Origin of the sequence: Hansschlegelia beijingensis (assembly GCF_045505405.1) — a bacterium.
GTDB classification, from domain to species: domain Bacteria; phylum Pseudomonadota; class Alphaproteobacteria; order Rhizobiales; family Methylopilaceae; genus Methylopila; species Methylopila beijingensis_A.
Genome location: NZ_JBJKEX010000455.1, coordinates 1 through 2,047 on the forward strand (window position 1 = coordinate 1; position 2,047 = coordinate 2,047).

The window sequence follows — 2,047 nt, forward strand, 5'->3', positions numbered from 1 at the left end:
AGCCCGGCGTCGCGTAGGTCGAGGCGAAGGGCTGCGCGTTGTCGAACCGGCTCGGCCCATAGCCGCCGCCCATGCCGCCGCCGAAGGTCGCCGGCGCCTCCAGCACGTCGACATCCGCCTCCGGCAGCTCATCGAGGAAGCGCGAGGGGATCGACGACTGCCACATGCCGTGGACGCGGCGGTTCGAGGCGAACCAGATCTTGGCGCGCCGCCGCGCGCGTGTCAGTCCCACATAGGCGAGCCGGCGCTCCTCCTCGAGGCCGGCGCGGCCGCTCTCGTCCAGCGAGCGCTGATGCGGGAACAGGCCTTCCTCCCAGCCGGGCAGGAACACGGTGTCGAACTCCAGCCCCTTCGCGCCGTGCAGCGTCATGATGGTGACGGCGTCCTCGCTCGGGCCGCGGTCGGCGTCCATCACCAGCGAGACGTGCTCGAGGAAGCCGCGCAGATTCTCGAACGGCTCCATGGAGCGCACGAGCTCCTTCAGGTTCTCGAGCCGCCCCTGGGCCTCCGCGGTGCGGTCCTTGGCCCACATGTCGGTGTAGCCGGACTCCTCCAGGATGATCTCGGCGAGCTCGGTGTGCGGCGTCTTGTCGATGAGCCCCGACCAGCGGTCGAAGGACATGATCAGGTCCTTGAGCGCCGCGCGCGCCTTGCCCTTCATCTCGCCGGCGTCGCACAGCCGTCGCGCGGCTTCCGGCAGCGTCACCTCGTCGGCGCGCGCGCGCTCGTTGATCAGCTTGAGCGCGGCGTCGCCCAGACCCCGCTTCGGCACGTTGACGATGCGCTCGAAGGCGAGCGCGTCGGCCGGGCTCGCCACGACCCTGAGATAGGCCATGGCGTCGCGGATCTCGGCGCGCTCGTAGAAGCGCGGGCCGCCGATCACCCGGTAGGGCAGCCCGAGCGTGATGAAACGCTCTTCGAACTCGCGCATCTGGAACGAGGCGCGCACGAGGATCGCCATGTCGTCGAGCTTGTGGCCCTTCGACTGCAGGGCCTCGATCTCGTCGCCGATCGCGCGCGCCTCCTCGCCGGAATCCCAGGATCCGGCGACCGTCACCTTCTCGCCGAGCTCGGTCTGCGGCCGCAGCGTCTTGCCGAGCCGCCCCTCGTTCTTGGCGATCAGATGCGACGCGGCGTTGAGGATATGTCCGGTCGAGCGGTAGTTGCGCTCCAGCCGGACCACCTTGGCGCCCGGGAAGTCGCGTTCGAAGCGCAGGATGTTCTCCACCTCGGCGCCGCGCCAGCCATAGATCGACTGATCGTCGTCGCCCACGCAGGCGAGGTTCTTGGAGCCCTGCGCCAGCAGGCGCAGCCACAGATACTGCGCGACGTTGGTGTCCTGGTACTCGTCGACCAGCATGAAGCGGAACCGCCGGTGATACTGCTCCAGCACGTCCGGATGGTCGCGGAAGATGCGGATCGGCTCGAGCAGCAGGTCGCCGAAATCGACCGCGTTGAGCTGCTTCAGGCGCGCCTGGTAGATTCCGTAGAGCTCGGCGCCGCGGCCGGCCGCGAAGGCCTGCGCCTCGCCGGCGGGAACGTCCTTCGGCCCGAGCGCGCGGTTCTTCCAGCCGTCGATCGCGAAGGCGAGCTGGCGTGCCGGCCAGCGCTTGTCGTCGATGTTCTCGGCCGAGAGCACCTGCTTGATGAGCCGGATCTGGTCGTCGGTGTCGAGGATCGTGAAGCTCGACTGCAGCCCCACGAGCTCCGCGTGCCGGCGCAGGATGCGCGTGCCGATCGAATGGAAGGTGCCGAGCCACTGCATGCCCTCGGCGGCCTGGCCCAGCAGCTTTCCGACGCGCTCCCGCATCTCGCGGGCGGCCTTGTTGGTGAAGGTGACCGCGAGGATCTCGGACGGCCGGGCACGGCCGAGCGCGAGGATGTGCGCGATGCGGGTCGTCAGCACGCGGGTCTTGCCGGTGCCGGCGCCGGCGAGCACCAGCAGCGGGCCGTCCAGCGTCTCGACCGCCTCGCGCTCGGTCTCGAGGCTCTTGGCCTCCTCGACCGTGATGACGCCCTCGTTGCCGACCTTCTGCATGGCGTTGGC

1 protein-coding gene is annotated in these 2,047 nt (G+C 69.6%); it reads right to left on the reverse strand.

Annotated elements, in window-relative coordinates:
* On the reverse strand, positions 1-2,038 hold a 2,038-nt coding region (locus ACIKT0_RS17485), incomplete at its 3' end, for an ATP-dependent helicase (RefSeq protein ID WP_407106623.1).
* Positions 2,039-2,047 lie beyond the last annotated feature (9 nt).